Source organism: Streptomyces sp. NPDC003379 (assembly GCF_053589195.1).
The window spans coordinates 15,160-32,260 of record NZ_JBSFRK010000004.1 but is presented as its reverse complement, the minus strand read 5'-3'; the positions used below and the strand labels follow the sequence as shown (position 1 = coordinate 32,260).

At 73.5% G+C, this 17,101-nt stretch carries 13 protein-coding genes; 9 read left to right on the top strand and 4 right to left on the bottom strand.

The features are described 5' to 3' along the window. The first annotated feature begins 83 nt into the window (after window positions 1-83). Together ACWDVB_RS05140 and ACWDVB_RS05135 are read left to right on the top strand one after the other, a co-directional pair. The gene (locus ACWDVB_RS05140; RefSeq protein ID WP_451611941.1) at window positions 84-1,193 is read left to right on the top strand and encodes an MFS transporter; all 1,110 of its coding nucleotides are present in this window, start codon (window positions 84-86) and stop codon (window positions 1,191-1,193) included. Window positions 1,194-1,258: 65 nt separating this feature from the next. Further along, entirely contained in the window at window positions 1,259-2,476 is a 1,218-nt protein-coding gene (locus tag ACWDVB_RS05135) for an MFS transporter (protein WP_451514245.1), read from the top strand. Between the two features lie 159 nt (window positions 2,477-2,635). On the opposite strand, the gene ACWDVB_RS05130 is transcribed toward ACWDVB_RS05135, so the two are convergent. Then, the gene (locus ACWDVB_RS05130; RefSeq protein WP_451514246.1) at window positions 2,636-4,453 is read right to left on the bottom strand and encodes a thiamine pyrophosphate-requiring protein; all 1,818 of its coding nucleotides are present in this window, start codon (window positions 4,451-4,453) and stop codon (window positions 2,636-2,638) included. Window positions 4,454-4,712: 259 nt separating this feature from the next. Here ACWDVB_RS05130 and ACWDVB_RS05125 point away from each other — a divergent pair, with 259 nt between their 5' ends. Then, window positions 4,713-5,609 (top strand): RNA polymerase sigma factor SigF, encoded by an 897-nt coding sequence (locus tag ACWDVB_RS05125; protein ID WP_451514247.1) that lies wholly within the window; start codon window positions 4,713-4,715, stop codon window positions 5,607-5,609. Here ACWDVB_RS05125 and ACWDVB_RS05120 read toward each other — a convergent pair. After that, window positions 5,606-6,859 carry a PAS domain-containing protein gene (locus ACWDVB_RS05120; RefSeq protein WP_451514248.1) on the bottom strand — a complete coding sequence of 418 codons (1,254 nt, stop codon included), beginning with the start codon at window positions 6,857-6,859 and terminating at the stop codon, window positions 5,606-5,608. The two genes, ACWDVB_RS05125 and ACWDVB_RS05120, sit on opposite strands and share 4 nt — an antisense overlap. 74 nt (window positions 6,860-6,933) lie before the next feature. Here ACWDVB_RS05120 and ACWDVB_RS05115 point away from each other — a divergent pair, with 74 nt between their 5' ends. From ACWDVB_RS05115 to ACWDVB_RS05105, 3 genes are all read left to right on the top strand, one after another. Then, on the top strand, window positions 6,934-7,641 hold the full coding sequence (locus ACWDVB_RS05115; RefSeq protein WP_451514249.1) for an ANTAR domain-containing response regulator: 708 nt from the start codon (window positions 6,934-6,936) through the stop codon (window positions 7,639-7,641). A 307-nt stretch (window positions 7,642-7,948) separates the two neighbouring features. After that, the gene (locus tag ACWDVB_RS05110) at window positions 7,949-9,199 is read left to right on the top strand and encodes an aminotransferase class I/II-fold pyridoxal phosphate-dependent enzyme (protein ID WP_451514250.1); all 1,251 of its coding nucleotides are present in this window, start codon (window positions 7,949-7,951) and stop codon (window positions 9,197-9,199) included. Between the two features lie 323 nt (window positions 9,200-9,522). Beyond that, window positions 9,523-10,566, top strand: a complete 1,044-nt coding sequence (locus ACWDVB_RS05105; protein WP_451514283.1) for an MBL fold metallo-hydrolase — start codon at window positions 9,523-9,525, stop codon at window positions 10,564-10,566. Window positions 10,567-10,625: 59 nt separating this feature from the next. Here ACWDVB_RS05105 and ACWDVB_RS05100 read toward each other — a convergent pair whose 3' ends face one another. Both ACWDVB_RS05100 and ACWDVB_RS05095 read right to left on the bottom strand, forming a co-directional pair. Further along, window positions 10,626-11,243: a DedA family protein gene (locus ACWDVB_RS05100; RefSeq protein ID WP_451514251.1), complete on the bottom strand. Its 618-nt coding sequence runs from the start codon at window positions 11,241-11,243 to the stop codon at window positions 10,626-10,628. Beyond that, window positions 11,240-12,016 carry an MBL fold metallo-hydrolase gene (locus ACWDVB_RS05095; RefSeq protein ID WP_451514252.1) on the bottom strand — a complete coding sequence of 259 codons (777 nt, stop codon included), beginning with the start codon at window positions 12,014-12,016 and terminating at the stop codon, window positions 11,240-11,242. Before ACWDVB_RS05095 ends, ACWDVB_RS05100 begins: the two co-directional genes overlap by 4 nt. A 91-nt stretch (window positions 12,017-12,107) precedes the next feature. Here ACWDVB_RS05095 and ACWDVB_RS05090 point away from each other — a divergent pair, with 91 nt between their 5' ends. The 3 genes from ACWDVB_RS05090 (at window position 12,108) to ACWDVB_RS05080 (ending at window position 17,101) form a co-directional block, all read left to right on the top strand. Next, a complete protein-coding gene (locus ACWDVB_RS05090) occupies window positions 12,108-12,542 on the top strand; it encodes a hypothetical protein (protein ID WP_451514253.1) in 435 nt (144 codons plus the stop codon). Between the two features lie 849 nt (window positions 12,543-13,391). Next, window positions 13,392-15,626 carry a phage holin family protein gene (locus tag ACWDVB_RS05085; RefSeq protein WP_451514254.1) on the top strand — a complete coding sequence of 745 codons (2,235 nt, stop codon included), beginning with the start codon at window positions 13,392-13,394 and terminating at the stop codon, window positions 15,624-15,626. An 83-nt stretch (window positions 15,627-15,709) separates the two neighbouring features. Next, the gene (locus tag ACWDVB_RS05080) at window positions 15,710-17,101 is read left to right on the top strand and encodes an amino acid permease (RefSeq protein ID WP_451514255.1); all 1,392 of its coding nucleotides are present in this window, start codon (window positions 15,710-15,712) and stop codon (window positions 17,099-17,101) included.

Here is a 17,101-nt window from a genome sequence, read left to right as displayed (position 1 = left end):
GTACGAGGGAACGGACACAGGTTGGGACACGGGAACGGGCGTGGGACGTGTGGGCGGCGGCGTGGCCGATCACCGTCGTGTTCATGCTGTCCAACATCCCCACCCCGCTGCTCGGTCTGTGGGAGGAACGCATCGGCTTCTCCAACGGCATGACGACGGTCGTCTTCGCCGCCTACATCGGCGGACTGCTCGTCGCCCTGCCGTTCGCCGGGGTTCTGGCCGACCGGTTCGGACGCCGTACGGTCCTGGCTCCCGCGCTGGCCGCGGCGCTCGCCGCCTGCCTGCTGTTCATGACGGCGGATCACATCGCCGACCTCCTCGTCGCGCGCGTCCTGACCGGGCTGGCCGTGGGAGCGGCGGTATCGGCGGGCACCGCGGCCGTCGTGGACGTGGCGGGGCCCGACCGCCGGGGCACGGCGGCCCTGGCGGGTTCGGCCGCCATCGGACTCGGACTGGCCGTCGGGCCGCTCCTCGGCGGAACCGTCTCGGAGTACTGGACGGCTCCCACTGTCACCGTCTTCGCCGTCGAGGTCGTCCTGATCCTGTCGGCGTTCGCCGTCGTCCTCACCGTGCTTCCCCCGGCCGACGGGCCGCCCGGGCAGCGGGGCTGGGTACGCGTCCCGTCGGTGCCCCGGGCGAACCGGCGAAGTCTCACGACGAGCCTCATGGCGTACATGCCGGGGATGACGGGTACCTCGCTGCTCCTGGCCCTCGGCCCGGCCCTGCTCGGCCCCCTGCTGCACACCGGCAACCGGCTGGTGACCGGCGGCATCGGATTCCTGATGTTCGGGACCTCGACCTGTGTGCAGTTCGCGGTCAGGGCGTTGCCGACGCGCCGGGTCCTGGCCACGGCGGGGCTTCTGACGGGGGCCGGAATGCTGGGCGTGGTCGCCGCCGTCGTCACGCGGTCACTGCCGCTGTTGGCCGCCGCGGCGGCACTCGCGGGAGCCGGACAGGGGATGGGCCAGTTCGGCGGGTTCTCGCTCCTCAACTCCTCTGTCGCCGAACACCGTCTGGCGGAGGCGAACGCGGCGCTGAGCGCGGGCGGTTACGCGTTCGCCGGCGTGCTGCCCATCGCGACCGGCTTTCTGAGCGAGGCCACCGGGATCACCACGTCCGCCACCGTGTTCGCCACGGTGACAGCGGCCGCGGCGCTGACCGGAGCGCTGACGATCCGGCAGGTACGAACGTGACGCCCCGGCATACCACCACAGAACCGAATCCGTTTCTCACCCATTGAAGAGTTGAAGAGGAAGTCATGCCGCTCGCACTACTGGCCCTGGCTGTAGGGGCCTTCGCCATCGGGACCAACGAGTTCCTGATCATGGGCCTGCTGCCCGACATAGCGACGGACGTGTCCGTCTCCATCCCCACGGCCGGCCTGCTGATCTCCGGTTACGCGCTCGGTGTCGCCGTGGGGGCACCGATCATCATCGCGGTCACGATGCGGGTGAACCAGAAGCACGTGCTGCTGGGGCTCCTCGGACTGTTCATGATTGGCAACGCGGTGGGGGCGATCGCGCCGAACTACAGCCTTCTCATGACGGGCCGCATCATCTCGGCCCTGTGCCACGGCGCGTTCTTCGGCATCGGCTCGGTCGTCGCCGCGTCGCTGGTCGCCCCCACGAAGCAGGCGAGCGCCGTCGCGATGATGTTCAGCGGCCTGACGATCGCCAACGTCGTCGGCGTCCCGCTCGGCACATGGCTCGGCCAGGTGGCCAGCTGGCGGGTCGCCTTCTGGGCGGTGACCGCGCTCGGCGTGATCGGCTTCCTCACCGTGACGGCGCTGCTGCCGAGCCGGCCCGCGGATCCGGAGGCCTCGCTGCGACAGGAACTCGCGGCCTTCAAGCGTCCCCAGGTCTGGCTCGCCCTGGCCATGACCACACTGGGCTTCAGCGGCCTGTTCGCCTCGTACAGCTACGTCACCCCGATGATGACCGACGTCACCGGGTACGCGGCGGGCAGCGTCATGGGGCTCCTCGTGCTCTTCGGCTGTGGCTTCGTGGTCGGCAACTCGCTCGGCGGCAGGGCCGCGAACCGCAACGCGATGGCGACGATTCTGGTGCTCTTCACCGCGTTGACCGTCGTGCTCGCGACGTTCACCTTCACGGCTCACCACAAGCCGCTCGCGGCCGTCTGGCTCTTCCTGCTGGGCGCGATCGTCTTCGGCACCGTGCCGCCGTTGCAGACCCGGGTGATGCAGGAGGCCCCGGGAGCGGGCACCCTGGCCTCCGCCGCCAACATCGCGGGCTTCAACCTCGGCAACGCCATCGGCGCCTGGGCGGGCGGCCTGGCCATCAGCGGCGGCCTCGCGTACAACCACACGAACTGGGTCGGCGCGCTGCTCAGCGGCGGCGGACTGGTACTGGCGGTCATCACCGCACTCACCTCCGCCCGCGGAAAGCGGCCCACCGACCCGACTCCCTCGACCGCGGCACCCATCAGCGATCCGGTGGAGACCGCGGGCCGGTCCTGAGGCAGGCCCGCCAAGAGGCGGCGGGCCGTCGAGGAGATCACCGCCGCGCAAGGGGCCCGTCGTCCATCACATCCGCCCGGCCGAAGCGCCGGGCACTGAGATGGCCGGGGCTGGCGCATCCCGGCCTCCGGGGTGAGGCCGGCACAGGCACAGCGCCGTTCAACGCTTGCCCCTGCCCCTCTTGTCCGAACCGGGCAGGAACTCCTGCATCTTCGCCTTCAGCCCCTGCTTCACCATCGACGACCGGTCCGCGTCGCCCTTGAGGACCGCCTCCGCCGTCGCCTCCATCTGCTCCCAGGTGGCGTGCGGCGGGATCGGCGGCACCGCCGGGTCGGTGCGGAAGTCGAGGACCACCGGCCCCTCCGCCTCAAGACCGGCCCGCCAGGCCGCCTCGACGTCCTCCGGGCGCTCCACCCGGATCCCGGCCAGCCCGATGGAGCGCGCGAACTCCGCGTACGGCACGTCGGGCAGCGACTGCGACGGCAGGAAGGACGGGGCGCCCGCCATGGCCCGCATCTCCCATGTGACCTGGTTCAGGTCCTGGTTGTTCCACACGGCGACGATCAGCCGCGGATCGTCCCAGCGGTGGCGGTACTTGGCGGCGGTGATCAGCTCCGCCATGCCGTTCATCTGCATCGCGCCGTCGCCCACCAGGGCGATGACGGGACGGTTGGGATGCGCGAACTTCGCGCCGATCGCGTACGGCACACCGCACCCCATCGTGGCGAGCGTCCCCGACAGCGAGGCGCGCATGTCGCCGCGCATCGTCAGATGGCGCGCGTACCAGTTCGCCACCGAGCCCGAGTCGGACGTGATGATCGCGTTGTCGGGGAGCAGCGGATCCAGGGCGCGCGCCACGTACTCCGGGTTGACGGGGTCCGCGGACTGCTCGGCCCTGCGCTCCATCACCCCGTTCCAGCGCCTGACGCCCGCGCAGACCTCCTCCTGCCACTCGCGGCTTACGGCACGGCGGTCCTTGTCGATCAGCGGGATCAGCTCGCGCAGCGTCGCCCGCGCGTCGCCGACGAGATTCACCTCGTACGGATAGCGCATCCCGACCATGTGCGGATCGATGTCGATCTGCACGGCGCGCGCCGAGCCGAACTCCGGGAGGAACTGCGCGTAGGGGAAGCTCGACCCGATCGTCAGGAGCGTGTCGCAGTCGCGCATCAGCTCGTACGAGGGGCGGGTGCCGAGCAGGCCGATCGAGCCGGTGACGTAGGGCAGCTCGTCGCTCAGCGCGTCCTTGCCGAGCAGCGCCTTCGCGACGCCCGCGCCGAGCAGCTCCGCGATCTCCTCGACCTCGGCGCGCGCGCCCGCCGCGCCCTGGCCGATCAGGATCGCCGCCTTGTCCCCGGCGTTGAGCACCTCCGCGGCCCGCTCCAGGGCCGTGGGCGAGGGCATCGCCGTCCAGCCGCTGCGGTCCAGGCTGGAGGGGACCATCTTGAAGGCGTGCGACGGCGGCGAGTAGTCGAGCTCCTGCACATCACCGGGGATGATCACGGCGGTCGGGCAGCGACGCGCGTACGCGGTGCGGATCGCCCGGTCGAGGACGTTCGGCAGCTGCTCGGGCACCGTCACCGTCTCGACGAAGTCGGACGCCACGTCCTTGAACAGCGTGTGCAGGTCGACCTCCTGCTGGTACGAGCCGCCCATCGCGCTGCGGTGCGTCTGCCCGACGATGGCGAGCACCGGCACATGGTCGAGCTTCGCGTCGTACAGCCCGTTGAGGAGATGGATGGCGCCGGGACCCGACGTCGCCGCGCACACACCGAGGCGCTTGCCGAACTTGGCGTACCCGACGGCTTCGAACGCCGACATCTCCTCGTGCCGCGACTGCACGAACCGCGGCCGGTCCTCGGCCCTGCCCCACGCGGCGAGGAGGCCGTTGATGCCGTCACCTGGGTAGCCGAAGACCTGCTCGACGCCCCAGGCGCGCAGCCTCTCCAGGATGTGGTCGGCGACCTTGACGCTCATGACGTAACCCTCCGGACGGGTCGGGGTGGGCGGTCACCCCCGGGTGTCCGGCGGGACCCGTAGCAAACCTACGGCGCGATGGGGGGCGTTTGGCCCCTCACACGCGGGGCAGGCGCAGAAACAGTGCTTCGGACCGGAGGCACGTCCGTGGGAGCTGCCGCATCGCTCGCCCCGGGTGTGTTTCCGTCGTGGCCCGACGCCAGCGCACTCCCACGGTGACCGTCCATCCCCAGGCACCCCAAGGGAGTTGCGACGCACCATGCGTTCCCACACGAACACGCGTCCCCACACGAGTACCGCGGTAACATCCAGTAGCACAGCAGTACAGGCGAGGAGCACCACCGCGGCACCGCCCAGGAGCACCGCGGCACCGGCCAGGAGCAAGCGCCACTCGCACGACGACGCACCGGACACCGTCGAGGCATTCGCCCGCCTCGTCGAGCTGGACGAGGGCCCCGAGCGCGACGCCCTGCGCCAGGAGATCGTCCAGGCCTGGCTGCCCATGGCCCAGCGCCTCGCCGGCCGCTTCCGCAACCGCGGCGAATCCCTCGACGACCTGCGTCAGGTCGCCGCCCTCGGCCTGGTCAAGGCCGTCGACCGCTACGACCCGCGGCGCGGCACCGCCTTCGAGAGCTACGCCGTACCGACCGTCACCGGCGAGATCAAGCGGCACTTCCGCGACCACATGTGGACCCTGCACGTGCCGCGCCGCGTCCAGGACCTGCGCAACCGGGTGCGGTTCGCCCGCCAGGACCTCTCCCAGACGGTCTCCGGGCGCGCCCCCACCACCGCCGAGATCGCCGAGCACGCCCACATGAGCGTGGAGGACGCGAAGACCGGCCTGGAAGCGCTCGACAGCTTCACCGCGCTCTCCCTCGACGCCGAACTCCCCGGCAGCGAGGACGGCTACTCGCTCAGCGACGCCCTGGGCGGCGCCGACCCCGCCCTCGACATCGTCGTCGACCGCGAGGCCGTCAAGCCCCGCATCGCACAGCTGCCCGAACGGGAACGGACCATCCTCTACATGCGGTTCTTCGGCGACATGACGCAGAGCCGCATCGCCGACGAGATGGGCATCTCCCAGATGCACGTCTCACGGCTGATCAGCCGCTGCTGCGACCGGCTGCGCGACCAGGTCATGCGGGACGCCGCCTAACTCGCGGCCCGCCCGGGCGCGGCGTCGCCGCGCCGCAGGGCGAGCGCCAAGTGCCGGGACAGCACATCGACCGCCCGCGCCTCGGCCATCGAGAAGGCGAGGCGGGCGCCGCACCGGAAGAGTGTGAGGACGCCCTCCACGGGGCCGTCCGTGCGGGCGGCCAACGGCACGCACAGCAGGGACGTGACCTCGGCGCGCACCAGCACGTGTGCGCCGGTCGCGTCCCGGCCGAAGGCGTCCGGGTCCTCCGGGCGCACCTGCAGCGACGCCGCCCCGCCGCGCGCCGCCTCGACGACGAGGGGGCACGCGGCGGGGTCCTGCGCCAGCACGTCGGCGGCCGGCGCGTCCGGCGGCCCGAGCACGGTGGCGCGCCGAGGGCGCGCGGCCCTGTCTCCGGCTCCCGCTCCGTTTCCGTCTCCGGGTCCGTCTCCGGGTCCGTCTCCGGGTCCGGGTCCGGGTCCGGGTCCGGAGACGGAAACAGGCCCAGCGACGATCCAGTCGTCGGCGACGACCCAGTCGGCGAACCGCCCGTGCAGCACCGCGGCGGCCCGCTCAAGGACGGCCTTACGGTCCCCGACGGGCGCCGTGAGCAGTGCTGTCGTCATCGCGTCCGCCAGGTCGAGCTGGGCCGCGTGCCGGGTCGCCTCGCCGAGGTCGGGCGCGGGACCCGGCGGGCTCGGCGGCTGCTGCCCGCGGGTCATCGAGGGCTGGAGCACGACGAGTACCGCCGTGCGCGGCTCGGCGCCGGGGCGCAGCGCGGTGAGCGTCGCGCGGACCGGGGTGCCGGGGCTCTGCTGGAGGTGGACGACGAGGCTGCGGTCACCCTCGCCGCGGGCGACCGCGGCGGTCTGCGAACGGAACGCGACCCGGTCCGCGTGCACCAGGAACCCGGTCAGCGGCCGCCCCGCCGCGAACCCCGCGCGGATCCCCGTCAGGGCCGCCCCCGCGACGTTCATCCGCCGGACCACGGTCTCCCTGTCGATCAGCGCCACCGGCAGGGGCAGCCGCTGGAAGATGGCCCGCAGCAGCCGCTGCTCGTCCCGGTCCGGTGCCGCGCCGCCCAATTGACCGTCGGCGCTGAGACGTTCGTACGTGGGCCACAACTGGTCGGCCACGTGGTCAAGTTCGAAGATCGCCGCGTCGAGCACCGTGCCGAGGTCGTCCCTCGGGACCGACCGGGCCGACTTCAACTCGGCGACGCGGCGCACAAAATCCGCGAGCTCTTCACCGAACTCCTCCGTTTGAGACATGTGCTGAACCTAACCGCTGAGCCAGTTTTCCGGAGGACCAGGGGGGAAGCCGAAGAGAAGAGGAGGAACACCCCATGGCGCCTTTGCCGGACCCGGACCTGCTCCGACCGGAATCAGCTCTCCCCGGACGCAGGCTCTCCGAGCTCGCCGAACAGGCCGTGCGCTGCACCCCCGCGTGCTGCGGCGCGAGCACCACGGTCTCCGACGGCGGCGACGAACACCCCGCCGCCGTCACCCACCCCGACCTGGCCGGGCTCGTCTCGGTGCAGCTGCGCTCGGGGGACGGGCCGATCCCCGCCGCCGAGGAGCGAGGCGCACCGGTCGACTCCGGGGACCTGCTGCGGGACGGGCGATGGCCCGAGTACCGCGCGATGGCCCTCGACTCAGGCGTACGTTCCAGCGTCACGCTGCCCTTCCAGCGGGCGGGCCTCACGGTCACCCTGACCCTGTTCAGCTTCCGCCCCGGCGCGCTCGACGACGCGCGGCACGGCCCCGCGCGGGCCCTCGGCGACCTCGCCACGGCGAGCTTCGTGCGCGACCGGCACTACCGCGCCGCGCTGAGCGAACTCGACCAGATGGGCACGGCGCTGCGCACACGGCCCGTCGTGGACCGGGCGTGCGGGATCGTCATGCACGTCCTGGGCTGCGAGGCGGACGCCGCGTTCACGGTGCTGCGGCGGATCTCCCAGACGACGAACCGCAAACTCGCGGATGTCGCGGCGGCGCTGGTGGAGACGAAGGGGCGCGGCCTGGAACGCGAACTGGTCTCCCTGGCGCGCTGACCCCGCTCTCCCTCCGAGGGGCGCAGCGGCACAGGCACAGGCCCGTACCGGTCGGCGGCGACCGGTACGGGCCTGTGCCTGTGCCTGTGCGCGTCCACTTGCGCGGCGGGAAGGCTCACCCGGGCGGGGCCCAGAGCGGGCGGGTGGGAGGCCGGCGCGTTGTGATGGACACGTACGCCACGGGAACGTAGGCACACGTACGGCGACGGTGACGGCGACGGTGACGTAGGGACACGTACGGCCATGTTCTGGGTACACACCCGTCCGACGGGGCAGGACACAGTCACGTGAGTGCACGGAGGTACGCATGAGGCGGACGACGGGCTCTGAGGGCCGCGGCCCCGTCCGGTACGGCCCGCCCCCGCCGGAGCCGGGCCTCCCGGTCCTGCCCGAGCTGGCGTCCGCCGCCGCCTCGGCCGCCGCCCGCCCCCACGGCGAACCCCCCGGCGGCAGTCCCGCACTCCTCGAAGCCGCGAGCGGCTACTGGTCCCGCCGCGGACTGCCCGTCGAGCGCGGCCACGTCGTCGCCGCCCCCGGCGCCCCGCCCCTGCTGCTCGCCCTCACCGCGGCCGTCGGCGGCGACGTCCTGCTGCCGCGCCCCTGCCCCGCCTGCTGGGCGCCCCAGGCGAGGCTGCTCGGCCGCGGGGTCTACCACGTGCCGACGCCCGCCGAGTGCGGCGGCGTCCCCGACCCGTACGCCCTTCTGGAGACCGTCCGCCGGGTCCGCGCCGAAGGCGGTGTGCCCCGGCTGCTCGTCCTCGGCGTCGCCGACGACCCGACCGCCACCGTGCCGCCGCCCGAAGTACTGCACGAGGCCGTCGAGGCGGCCGCCGACGAGGGCCTGCACGTCGTCAGCGACGAGACCTGGCGCGACACGCTGCACCGCCCGCGCGAGACCGTCCTGATCGGCCCCGCCGAGATGGACCACGAGCGGGTGACCGTCGTCTGCGACCTCGCCGGGCCCTTTCTGCCCCCGGCGCTGCCCGCCGCCGTCGCCCGCTTCCCCGCCACGGCCGACGGCGCCGTGCTGCGCGCCCGCACCCTCGACGTCCTCACCGCGCTCGGCGCGCACCTGGCGGCCCCGGCCGCCGCGGCGGCGACGTACGCACTCGGCGAACCGGACGAGATCACCGCACGCCTGACCGCTGCCGTCCGCCTGCACGCGCGCGTGGCCGCCGCCGCGCAGCGCGCCGTCCTCGCCGCGGGCGCCCTGGTCCGCCCCCCGCAGGCGGGCCGCCACCTCTACGCCGACCTCGGCCCCCTGCGGGCCGCGCTCACCGCGCGCGGCGTCGGCGACGCGCAGGACCTGGAGGACTTCCTCACGGCACGGCTCGGCATGCCCGCACCCGGCGGCCACCGCTTCGGCGACGACATCGACGCCTTGCGCGTACGACTCTCCACGGGCCCCCTCCTGGGCTCGACCCCCACGGAACGCATGGCGTCCCTCAGCGCACCGGCCCCCTTGGAATTGCCCCACGTGGAACGGGCGTTGAGCATATTGGGATCGGCCTTCGACGATCTCCGCACGGAAGCACAGCGAACGGAGCCTCCTCGGTGACGCAGCAGGCGCGACGGCAGACACAGGAGCAGGCGCCCGGAACCGGGCAGCGCAGGGGCGGGCACCGGGCCGGTTCCGGGCAGGGGGAGCGGCGGACGTACGAGGCCCGGCGGCGGGAGCAGGAGTATGAGGTTGCCCCGCGGCGGGGGCGGGCGGACCAGGCCCGGCAGCAGCAGTCGGCGTCCCGGCCACGGTCCGGGGCCGGCCGGGAGTCGGGTCGCCTGGCGCCACCGCCACCGCCACCGCCCACGACCGGCCGCGTCGCACCACCGCCCAGGCCGGGCCGTCTCGCGCCACCGTCCACGTCCGGGCAGAGAACGCCACTGCCCACGCCGGGCCACCTCCCGCCACCACCACCGCCCACGCCCGGCCACGGAACGTCACCGTCCACGCCGGGCCGCCTCTCGCCGCCACCCCCCACGCCCGGCGGCGCTCGCCGCTGGCCGAGGTCATTCGCCGGGCGGCTGACCGCGCCTCTGCCCGGGCTGCGCGCCTTCGCGCGGTTCGCCCGGGAAGGGGCGCTGCGGCCGCAGCCCGAAGGCCTCGCCGACATCCGGCGGCTGCCGTTCGAACCGGGTCCGCTGCCCCGGGTCGACGCCCGCACCGTCGCCGTCACCTGGGTGGGACACGCCAGCTGGGTCGTCCGCGTCGGTGGTCTCACCGTCCTCACCGACCCCGTCTGGTCCCGCAAGATCCTCGGCACGCCGGCCCGCGTCACCCCCGTGGGCGTCCCCTGGAGCGCGCTGCCGCCCATCGACGCGGTCGTCATCAGCCACAACCACTACGACCACCTCGACGCCCCGACCCTGCGCAGGCTCCCGAGGGACACCCCGGTCCTCGTGCCCGCCGGGCTCCGCCGCTGGTTCACCCGCCGCCGCTTCACCCGCGTCACCGAACTCGACTGGTGGGAGCGCGCGGAACTGCGCGGAGTGCAGTTCGACTTCGTACCCGCCCACCACTGGTCGAAGCGGAGCCTGACCGACACCTGCCGGACACTGTGGGGCGGCTGGGTCCTGACGGACGCCCAAGGACAGCGCGTCTACTTCGCGGGCGACACCGGCTACGGCCACTGGTTCGAACAGATCGGCGGCCGCTACCCCGGCATCGACCTCGCGCTCCTGCCCATCGGCGCGTACGCCCCGCGGTGGTGGCTCAGCGACGTCCACTGCGACCCGGAGGAGGCGGTCAGGGCGGCGGGCGACGTGGGCGCGCGACGGATGGCCCCCATGCACTGGGGTACGTTCCTGCTCTCCGCCGAGCCGGTCCTCGAACCCCTCACCAGAGTGCGTACGGCCTGGGAGAAGGCGGGGCGGCCCCGCGAGGACCTGTGGGACCTGCCGGTCGGCGCGTCGCGCGTACTGGACTGAGCCCCAGCCCCAGCCCCAGCCCCAGCCTCAGCCCCAAGCCCCAGCCCCGGCCCCCGCCTCTAGGCCGGCGCCCGCCGCACCCTGCGCCACACGGTCGGCACCGCGCTGACCAGCACCGTCAGCGCGACCGCCACCGCGACGCCCTCCCACGGCTCCTTGAACAGCGAACCGCCGAGAATACCGATCAGCTGATACGTCACCGCCCACGCGAGGCACGCCGGCACATCCCCGCGCGCGAACCGGCGCAACGGCATCCTCGCCATCAGACACGCCAGCATCACCGGGATCCGCCCCGCCGGAACGAGCCGGGACAGCACCAGGACCACCACACCGTGGTCCCTCAACTTCGCCTGCGCCTGCGCGATCCGCTCCTCCGGCGCCCGGTCGCGCAGCGCCTCCAGCCAGCGCGAACCGTTCTTCGACCGCATGCCGCGTTGCCCCAGCCAGTACAGGGCGACGTCACCGAGGAACGCCGCGAACGCCGCGACACCGAAGACGACGAGCAGCGAGAACGGCGCCGTCTGATGCAGCGCCACCACCGCCGCCGAACTGACCAGCGCGCCCGTCGGCACCACCGGCACCAGCGCGCCGATCACCACCAGCAGGAACAACGACGGATAACCGACCGCCTGCTGCGTACTCTCCGGCGGCACCTGGGCCGCCGCGGCGAGGATCACCTGGCCACCTCCGGCCGCACGCTCTCGCCGTGCGCGAGCCGGTGCACCGCCACCTTGGGAGCGAGCCGCGCCGCCTGGCGCACGAACTCCTGCCCCGGCGCGTGGAACTCATGGGGGCGCACCGCTTCCATGCCGATCGGCCAGTAGGTGCCGTAGTGCACCGGGATCGCGCTGCGCGGCGAGATCCGGGCGAGCGCCTCGGCGGCGCGGCCCGCGTCCAGATGCCCGTGCCCCAGGTAGGGGCCCCAGCCGCCGACCGGCAGGAGCGCCACGTCGACGTCCCCGACCTCCGCGGCCATCGTGTCGAAGAGCCCGGTGTCGCCCGCGAAGTACGTGCGCGCCTCGCCGCTCACCACATAGCCGAGGGCGGGGGAGCGGTGCGGGCCCATGGGCAGCCGCCGCCCGTCGTGCAGCGCGGGCACCACGCGTACGACGAGTTCGCCGACCCGGATCTCGTCGCCCGGCCCCACCTCGGTGAAGCGGAGGCGGGGCAGCCTGCGGGCCAGGCCCGGCACCGAGCGCGCCGCGCCGCGCGGCACCAGCGCGCGGGTGCCCGGCGCCAGCCGGGCGAGGGATGGTACGTGCAGATGATCGGCGTGCAGATGCGAGACGAGTACGACGTCGGCGGCCGCGGCACCGGGCGGCGGCAGCGCGCCCCTGCGGCGCCGCAGGTGCGCCAGGCGCCGGGCGAAAAGGGGGTCGGTCAGTACGCGGACGCCCGAGTCCTCGACCGTGCAAGTGGCATGGCCCCACCATGTGACCTCGACGGGCACCCGGTTCCTCCTCCGTGCGACTGTCTACGAGCCTACGGCCAGGAGTAGGGTCGGCGGCCGGGACCGAAACAGGCGAGATGAGGGGAACGCCATGGCAGACGCCGCGGATGCCGGCACCGCCGCCGCCGTGGTGCGTGCGGCGACGATCGCCAGCCTCATGCCGTTGGAGGAACTGGACGCCGACCCCTTCCTCGTCGACTCGCGCAGCCAGCACGCGATGTGTGCGCGGTGGGCCGCGGACCAGGGGTACGTGGTCACGCGGGAGTTGCTCGTACGAGGGTTGCGCGCGGACCACGTTGTGCTGTGGGGGGATGTCGAGGCGGGCCTCGTGGACCTCTTCGTCGTGCCGAGCCGCCGGGTCCTGGAGCGGGCGCTGTGCAGCCCCGAGGAGTTCACGGCGGAGTGTGCGAGGCGGGGGGTGCGGGTGGAGACGGCGGGGTTCGCGGAGCCGGCGTACGACTCGCGCATGAAGGCACGGGTGCACCGCCGTCTCTCCATGCCGACCGCGGGCTACGACGGCCGCTAGCCCCTCCGCCTCCGGCGCCCCCTCTCCTCCCTCCGCCACCACCGGCCCCCGGTCCCCGGCGCCGCGATCTGCAGCCGCCCCCCGGGACCCACGCACCCAGCAGCGCCCCACCCCTGCTCCCGCCGCTCCGCGGCGCCTTCCCCACCCACCTGTCACCCCGCGCCACGACCTGCTGCCGCCCCCGGACCCGCGCCCCCGGCACCCACCAGCAGCGCCCCACGACTGCTCCCCGCCGCTGCGCGGCGCCTTTCTCACCCGCCCACCTGTCACCCCGCGCCACGGCCGGTTGCCGCCCCGGTGCCCCACGCCCCCCGGCACCCACCAGCGATGCCACCCACCCACCGTTACCCCACGCCACGATCTGCTGCCGCCCCCGGGCCCGCGCCCCCGGCACCCACCAGCGATGCCCACGACTGTTCCCCGCCGCTGCGCGGCGTCTTTCTCACCCGCCCACCTGTCACCCCGCGCCACGGCCGGTTGCCGCCCCGGTGCCCCACGCCCCCCGGCACCCACCAGCGATGCCACCCGCCCACCGTTACCCCACGCCACGATCTGCTGCCGTCCCCGGGCCCGCGCCCCCGGCACTCGGCAGGGATGCCCCACCCACCCATCCCCCGCGAAGCGAAGCAGCGCCGCTCCAGCCCCCACCGCGCCACGGCAACCCCGCAATGCGGGGTGAACGGGTGGGTGGGTGGGAGAGGGGCCGCCGCGGAGCGGCGGTGTCGGTCAACCGGCCAGGCGCGAGCACCGCCGGGGAGCCGCCGATGATCCCGGGGGAGTCGGACCGGGCCTGGCCGGTTGTGTCACGCTGGTGTCCGGTTCGGGACGAAAAACGGGGAAGGGCTGGGCGTGGGGAGAGCGCGATGGCGGAGGCTCGGCAGCGCGCTGTGGCGCGTGGTGGCCGTATGGGCCGTCAGCACACTGACGATGCTCGTACTCGCCGGCATCCTCCCCGACTTCAAACTCCAGTCCGACGACGGCGACAGCGCCACCCGCATCGCGGTCACCGCCGCCCTCGGCGCCGGCGCCTTCGGCCTGCTCTCCGCACTGGTGTGGCCGTTGCTGGTCCGCGCGCTGCTGCTCGTACCCGCCCTCGTACTCGGACTCCTCGCCTTTTTCCTCAACGGGTCACTCCTGCTGCTCGCCCTGAGCCTCATCCCGGAGGACCGCGGCGAAGCCGGCGCGGAGACCGCCGTCGTCGTGGCCGCCGTGATGTCCGCCGTCGCCTCCGCCGCGGGCGGCGCCCTCGCCGTGCGGGACGACGACGCGTACCGTCGGCGCCTGTACCGCCTCGCCGACCGCCGCAGGCGCCGCGGCACCCAGCAGCGGCCGGGCCCCATCGCGCCCGGCACCGTCTTCATCCAGCTCGACGGCGTCGGCCATGACGTGCTCAAGTCGGCAGTCGGCAAGGGGCTCATGCCCACCGTGGCCCAGTGGCTCGGAGCATCCGGAGCATCCGGAGCATCCGGAGCACCCGGAGCACCCGAAGCACCTGGCGACGCGCAAGACGGCGCCCCCGCCCCCGCCCCCACCCACCGCCTCACCCCCTGGCGCACCGACTGGTCCAGCCAGACCGGCGCCAGCCAGCTCGGCATCCTGCACGGCTCCAACCACGACGTGCCCGCCTTCCGGTGGTACGAGAAGGACACCGGGGAGGTCATGGTCAGCAACCGCCCCGCCTCCGCCGTCGAGCTGCAGCGCCGCGCCGTCCGGCGCACCGGCGACGGCGGTCTCCTCACCTTCGACGGCGCCAGCCGCGGCAACCTCTTCAGCGGGGGCGCCGAGCAGCTCGCGCTCGTTCTCTCCGTGGCCGCGAGGAGAGGGAAGGAGAACCGGTCGCGCGCCGGGTACTTCGCCTACTTCTCCGACCCCGCCAACGCCGTCCGCACCGCCCTGTCCTTCGTGGCGGAGGTCTTCAGGGAGGTCGGCGAGTCCACGCGCGCCCGCATCGAGCGGCGCCGCCCGAGGGTGAACCGGGGCGGGCTCTACCCGTTCATCCGCGCCTTCGCGACCGTCGTGGAGCGCGACGTGGTGGTCGCCGCCGTCATCGGGGACATGCTCGCCGGGCGCAGCGCGGTCTACGCCGACCTCGTCGCGTACGACGAGGTGGCGCACCACTCGGGGCCGACCGGCGGCGACGTGGAGAAGGTCCTCAGACGCCTGGACCGCTCGCTCGCGCTGCTCGCCCAGGTCGCCGAACACGCGCCGCGCGCCTACCGCATCGTGCTGCTCTCCGATCACGGGCAGAGTCCGGGCGAGACCTTCCGCGCCCGCTACGGCCTGAGCCTCGGCGACCTCGTCAGGGCCGGCTGCGGGCTCCCCGTGCCGCGCCGGGCGCAGCGCACGCACAGCGGCGCCGAGGCCCGTGCCGCGGTGCGTGCGGCGCTGCGCCGGCCGGTCGAGGAGGGCGCCGACGAGCGCCGCCCGGCCCGCCGCGCGGAGCCGATCGTGCTGGCCTCCGGCAATCTGGGGCTCGTCTCGTTCCCGGACGTACGGCACCGCATGACCCGCGAGGAGATCGACCGCCGCCACCCGGCGCTGCTCCCCACCCTCGCCAACCATCCGGGCGTCGGCTTTCTCCTCGTACGCAGTGCGGAACGCGGCCCGCTGGTGCTCGGGGCGCGCGGCGCCGAGGTGTATCTGGACGAGGATCCGGCCGAGCTGGGGCCGCTCGCGGAGTTCGGGCCCGGCGCGGTGGACGCCGTGCGGCGCACCGACGGCTTTCCGCACGCCGCCGACATCATGGTCAACTCCTGGTACGACCCGGAGGAGGGCGAGGTCCTCGCCTTTGAAGAGCAGATCGGCTCGCACGGCGGGCTCGGCGGCGCGCAGGCCCGCCCCTTCCTCCTGTCGCCGCTCGCGCTCTCCGCCCCGGTGGCGGACGGTGAGGAGCTGGTCGGCGCCGAACAGGTCCACCGCGTCCTGCGGCGCTGGCTGGCCGAGGCCTTGGGACCCGAGGTCCCGGTGACCGTCCCGATGACCGTCGCGGAGGCATTCGTTCCGGTGAATGATCCCCTGTCCAAAGGTCCCGCCGGCACAGCTTTTGCGGCCCTCGACCAGGCCGCGCAGGACAAAACACGCTGATTTGGAGCAGCGTCCGCCGTGCCCGACCATGGCTTCCGCTCGGCGATCCCGGGCACCTGGCACGACGAGAGGCGCACCACCCCATGCACGACACCGGAACCGCACCGCCGTCGGCTCCGGCCCCCGAACAGGTGGAACCGGCGCAGGCGCGGAGCAAGCACGCCAGGAGCTTCGGCCTCCCGATCGCCACCTGCCTCGTGATGGGCAACATCATCGGCGGCGGCATCTTCCTGCTCCCGGCCTCCGTCGCACCCTTCGGCACGATCAGCCTCGTCGCCTTCGGCGTCCTGACCGCGGGGGCGATAGCCCTGGCGCTCGTCTTCGGGCGCCTCGCCGAGCGCGACCCGCGGACCGGCGGCCCGTACGTCTACACGCGCGAGGCCTTCGGTGACTTCGCGGGATTCATCGCCGCCTGGTCGTACTGGATCACCACCTGGGTCTCCAACGCCGCCCTCGCCGTCGCCGCCGTGGGGTATCTGGACGTGCTCGTCCCCGTCAACGAGCACAAGTGGACCGCCTGCCTCGCCGCCCTGGTCCTGCAACTCCTGCCGGCCCTCGCGAACTTCGCGGGCACGCGGTACGTCGGCGCGGTCCAGCTCGTCGCCACCGTACTGAAGTTCCTGCCGCTGCTGCTCGTCGCGGTCGGCGGGCTCTTCTTCTTCGACAGCGCCAACCTCGGGCCCTTCCAGGCGAGCGACGACAGCCCGGTCGGCGCCGTCTCGGCGTCCGCCGCCATCCTGCTCTTCTCCTACCTGGGGATCGAGTCCGCCGCCGTCAGCGCCGGTGAGGTGCGCGACCCGCGCCGCAACGTCGGGCGGGCCACCATCTTCGGCACGCTCGGCGCCGCCCTGGTCTATCTGCTCGGCACGCTCGCCGTCTTCGGGACCGTCGCACACGACAAGCTGGTGGGCTCCACCGCGCCCTTCTCGGACGCCGTGAACGTCATGTTCGGCGGCTCCTGGGGCGGCACCGCGGTCGCGCTCGCCGCGCTGGTCTCGATGGTCGGCGCCCTCAACGGCTGGACACTCCTGAGCGCCCAGACGCCGTACGCGGCCGCGAAGGACGGCCTCTTCCCGAGCGCGTTCGGCAGGAAGAAGCGGGGCGTGCCGACCGTCGGCGTCCTCGTCACCGTCGTCCTCGCCTCCCTGCTGACCGTCTACAACTACACGGCGGGCTCCGGCGGCGTCTTCGAGTCCCTCGTCCTGATCACCACGTTCACGGCGACCGTGCCCTATCTGCTCGCCACCGTCGCGCAGATCTACTTCCTCGTCTCCGGGCAGCGCGAGCGCGTCCACCGCGGGCGCCTCGTGCGGGACGCGGTCCTCGCGGGGATCGCGTTCGGGTTCTCCATGTGGCTGGTCGCCGGGTCCGGGTACGCGGCCGTCTACCAGGGCGTGCTGTTCCTCTTCGTCGGCGTGCTCGTGTACGCGGTGATGGCGGCCCGCAAGCAGCGGGCCGCCACCGTGAACGCATGA